5 protein-coding genes are annotated in these 4,465 nt (G+C 63.0%); 1 reads left to right on the top strand and 4 read right to left on the bottom strand.

The window, feature by feature from the left end:
* The 4 genes from ENZ74_RS23085 to ENZ74_RS23070 all read right to left on the bottom strand — a co-directional run.
* Positions 1 to 567, bottom strand: a 567-nt coding sequence (locus tag ENZ74_RS23085) for a lytic transglycosylase domain-containing protein (RefSeq protein WP_164761149.1), incomplete at its 3' end; no start/stop codon positions are given.
* A 211-nt stretch (positions 568 to 778) separates the two neighbouring features.
* The gene (locus tag ENZ74_RS23080) at positions 779 to 1,537 is read right to left on the bottom strand and encodes an N-acetylmuramoyl-L-alanine amidase (RefSeq protein WP_013530945.1); all 759 of its coding nucleotides are present in this window, start codon (positions 1,535 to 1,537) and stop codon (positions 779 to 781) included.
* Complete coding sequence (locus tag ENZ74_RS23075; RefSeq protein WP_013530944.1) at positions 1,534 to 2,253, bottom strand: DnaJ family molecular chaperone; 720 nt, start codon at positions 2,251 to 2,253, stop codon at positions 1,534 to 1,536. Before ENZ74_RS23075 ends, ENZ74_RS23080 begins: the two co-directional genes overlap by 4 nt.
* A gap of 174 nt (positions 2,254 to 2,427) precedes the next feature.
* Positions 2,428 to 2,802, bottom strand: a complete 375-nt coding sequence (locus tag ENZ74_RS23070) for a hypothetical protein (protein WP_244514312.1) — start codon at positions 2,800 to 2,802, stop codon at positions 2,428 to 2,430.
* 80 nt (positions 2,803 to 2,882) lie between these two features.
* On the opposite strand from ENZ74_RS23070, the gene ENZ74_RS23065 reads away from it, so the two are divergent.
* Positions 2,883 to 4,465: hydantoinase/oxoprolinase family protein (locus tag ENZ74_RS23065; protein WP_281059721.1), on the top strand; the 1,583-nt coding region annotated here is incomplete at its 3' end.

Genomic DNA, 4,465 nt, shown 5'->3' with positions numbered 1-4,465 from the left:
GTATTTGATGTTGGTGTCGGGATCGAACAGGCCCTTGGCGGAGCCGCTATAGCCCATCATCCGAGCCGTGGCCGGCTTGATCTGCATCAGGCCGATCTCGTCGGCGCTGCCGACGATGTTGGGCCGGTAGTTGCTCTCGATCTTGATGACCGCCGAGGCGAGCGACACGGGCACGCCTTCGATCGCCGCATAGCGGGCAACGATTGCGGAATACTGGCCGCTGCTCGCCACCGCGGCCGTCGACTCCGCCGCGTTCCTGAGGCCGATCGATGCCGTTCTCGTCATGTCGACGGTCTTGCGGCCGCGCTTCGTCTGCCTTTTGGCGATGGACTTCTTCGGTTTGGACCAGCTTGCCTTTTCCGCTTTGGCGGAAGCCCGCTTCGTCTCCGCTTTGGCGGATGCCTGCTTTGTCGCCTTGGCGTCGTGGCCTGCCTTGCCGCTTTTTGCGGATACCACGGGAAACCCTTGATCGGCCCGCGGGCTGAATGACGCTGCATGCGCCGCACTGAAGGCAAAAGTCATTACGCCGGCAGCAAGAGCTGCCGTTAAAACGGTAAATTTCTGCATGTGATCCTGTTCTGTCTGAACCGCGCGAAGATGTTCACGCAGCAACGCCTAACCAACGTCGGAACAACCCGGGGGGGGCTTGGGGTCCGACATCTACACGTCAGCCGTTTGACGCCCGAATTGGTGTCAAACAAGGCCAGGCAAGTCACTTTGAGTGACAGCCTGTAACTTAAGGATTGGAAAGAATTGCTTGGGAGAGGTCTCCCGGGGATTAGCGCTTCACGGAAGCAAGCAGCCTTTGCAGCGTCCGCAGCGTCGAGCCGTCGGCAACGCCGTCCACCTTGCGCGGCCGGAAATGCCGTTGGAAGGCTTCGACCACCGCCTCCGTCTGCCGGTCGAAAACGCCGGATATTTCAACGCCATAGCCGTAGAGCGCCAGCATCGACTGCAACGCTTCGATATCGCCGCCGGTGTCGCCGGTTGTCAGAGTAGCGCCTCGCCTGACGGGGGCGGCCGTAACGAGATGGCCGACACCGGCCTCGAATAGCGCCCGCCACGGAAACTTCTCGCCGGGATCGATTTTGCGCCCCGGCGCAACATCGGAATGCGCGAGTACCCGCTCGGCGGCGATCGAATGCCGACCGGCGATCCCCCGGCACAGCCCGATCACGGCATCGATCTGCCGCCGGGGAAAACCGGGATAGCCCAGCGAATGCCCCGGATTGACGATCTCGATGCCGACGGAACAGGAATTGATGTCGGCGCATCCGAACCACGAACTCTTGCCGGCGTGCCAGGCGCGGTCGCTTTCCCTGACCATCTGCACGATATGGCCATTCTCGTGGACCAGATAATGCGACGAGACCTCGCTGGCCGGATCGCAAAGCCAGGCCTCGGCCCCGGCGCCGGTCGCCATGCCTGTGTAGTGCAGCACGATCATGTCGGGCCTGGGTGTTGTCTCGCGCCGCGGGCCGAAATTCGGCGATACCCTGACTTCGGCACGTGGCTCGTCGGGCAGAAAGCCGCTCATGCGTGGCGCAGGCCCCGCTCGATCATCTCGTAGGCGGCATTGATCGCCGCCACCCTGGTGGTCGCGATCTTGATGAATTCCTGAGGCAGGCCGCGCGCGATCAGCCGATCCGGATGATTGTCGGAAACCAGCTTGCGATAGCGTTTCCTGACCTCTTCGAACGGCTTGCCGCGCTCGATGCCCAGCACGACATAGGGATCCCCGGCGCCGAGATTGACGTGCCGGGCCATGATGGCTTCGTAATGCGCTTCGTCGATGCGGAAAATCTCGGCGATGCGGTGCAGGAAATGGCCTTCGCGCTCGTGCACCAGCCCGTCGGCCTTGGCAATGTGGAACAGACCGTCGAGTATGTCTTCAAGCATCACGCAGTTGGAATGCCCCGAACCGCACATCTGGGCCATCCGCTCGGCATAGGTTTCGAAACCGGCCACGTCGCGCTGGGCGAGATCGAACAGCCGCGCCACATTGCGCGTCTCCTTCGGCGGCACTTCGAATATCTCCTGGAAGGCGCGCACCTCGTCCTGGGTGACGATGCCATCGGCCTTGGCCATCTTGGCCGACAGCGCGATCATCGCCACCGAAAAGGCGACACGCCGGCGCAAATCCGCATCGCCGGAGAAAACCGTGCGCACAGCCTCGACAACGTCGACGACACCCGACGAGGTTGAGGATGAAACGCGGGTGATGAACTCGCCGAGGCGATCCCAAATCGACATGGCCTGCTTCTTAGAGCCACCGCTCCCTCCTATCAAGCCGGGACAGTGCCGCAGGCTTTGCGCGACAAATCGATCCGGCGCGCGAGAGGGATTGGCCCACGGCGCTCGGACGACATGAGAAAGGCCGGCGCGAGCCGACCTTCCTCATTCATCACAAGAAGTACTGCTTGCTCACTACTGCGCGGGCGCAGGAGCTGGTGTTGCCGGAGCCGGCTCGGCGGGCTTCTCGGGTGTGATGCTCTTCGTGGTCGAATTATCCGTTGCCGGAGGCGTCGCGGCCGGCGGCGTGGCTTCCGGGGTGGCCGGTTTCATCGGTTCCTCGGCGGCCGGCGGGTTGGTGCTCTGGGTGGTGGTGTTGTCCGTACCGCTGTCACTGCAGGCGGCGACGCCAAGCAAAGCCAAACCGGAAACGGACGCGAGAATGAGCTTTTTCATTTGTCTCTCCTTCAACACACGCTCACGTTGCCGTGAGCGGTCGAAGGACAAATGCGTCAGCCGGCCATGAGTTTCGTAACGTTGCGTTTCCGCATGTAACATCGTCTGGTTCATTTGCGATTGCCGCTCAGGCCGTAGCGAACTAACAGCATGTGCCGAAACACCGATCGAACAGAAGAGCGCCAGGGGCTGTCATGACCGAAAAATGGGATTTCTGGATCGACCGCGGCGGCACATTCACCGATATCATCGGCCGAGATCCGGAGGGCGGGCTGCACCCGCGCAAGCTTCTCTCCGAAAATCCCGAAGCCTATAACGATGCCGCCATCCAGGGCATTCGCGACCTTCTTGGCTTGTCGGCCGGCGACACGATCCCGAGCGGCCTGATCGGCGACATCAAGATGGGCACCACGGTCGCCACAAATGCGCTGCTGGAGCGCAAGGGCGACCGCGTGCTTTTGCTCATCACCAAGGGCTTCCGCGATGCGCTGAAGATCGCCTACCAGGCGCGCCCGGACATCTTCGCCAAGGAGATCATCCTTCCCGAACAGCTCTACGAGCGCGTCATCGAAATCAACGAGCGTGTGCGCGCCGATGGCTGCGTCGAACAATTGCTCGATATCGCCGCCTGCCGGCCGGCGATCGAACAGGCCAGGGCCGATGGCATCGATGCGGTCGCCATCGTCTTCATGCACGCCTGGAAATACCCCGAGCACGAGAAGGCGGTGGCGAAAGTCTGCCGCAAACTCGGTTTCAGCCAGGTCTCGGTCAGCCATGAGGTCTCGCCGCTGATCAAGCTGGTCGGCCGCGGCGACACCGCGGTGGTCGACGCCTATTTGTCGCCGATCCTATCGCGCTATGTGCAAAGGGTGGCGGGAGAGTTGGGTGCGGCGCCAAGCTCCCCTCTTGTGGGGGAGAGCGATCGATTCCCCCGCCTGATGTTCATGATGTCGTCGGGCGGTCTCACCGCCGCCGACATGTTCCAGGGCAAGGACGCACTGCTGTCAGGACCAGCCGGCGGTGTCGTCGGCATGGTCGAGACGGCCAGGCTCGCCGGCTTCGACAAGGTCATCGGTTTCGACATGGGCGGCACCTCGACCGACGTCGCTCACTATGACGGCGAATATGAGCGCGCCTTCGACACCGAGGTCGCCGGCGTGCGCATCCGCGCGCCGATGATGCGCATCCATACCGTCGCCGCCGGCGGCGGCTCGATCCTGCATTACGAGGCCGGCCGCTTCCGGGCCGGGCCGGATTCGGCTGGCGCCAATCCCGGCCCGGCAGCCTACCGGCGCGGCGGCCCGCTCGCCGTCACCGACGCCAATGTGATGCTGGGCAAGCTGCAGCCCGATTTCTTCCCGGCCATTTTCGGACCCGGCCAGGACCAGACGCTCGACGTCGAGACGGTACGGGCAAAATTCGCCGCACTCGCCGCCGAAATCGGCGACGGCCGGTCGCCCGAGTCTGTCGCCGAGGGCTTCGTCACCATCGCCGTCGAAAACATGGCCAATGCCATCAAGAAGATCTCCGTGCAGCGCGGCTACGACGTCACCGAATATCTCTTGAACTGTTTTGGCGGCGCCGGCGGCCAGCACGCTTGCCTGGTCGCCGATGCGCTCGGCATGGAAGCGGTGCTGATCCATCCCTTCTCAGGTCTTCTGTCGGCCTATGGCATCGGCCTGTCCTCGGTCTTTGCCTCGCGCCAGCAGGCGCTGCTGAAACCGCTTGCCGAAGAGTCCAGAACGGAGATCGGCAACCTCATTGCCATCTTGAGGAA

This window comes from Mesorhizobium sp. M7A.F.Ca.CA.002.15.2.1, from assembly GCF_003998715.1.
GTDB classification, from domain to species: Bacteria; Pseudomonadota; Alphaproteobacteria; order Rhizobiales; family Rhizobiaceae; genus Mesorhizobium; species Mesorhizobium ciceri.
The sequence above is the reverse complement of the archived record's forward strand: the minus strand, read 5'-3'. Positions and strand labels throughout refer to the sequence as shown.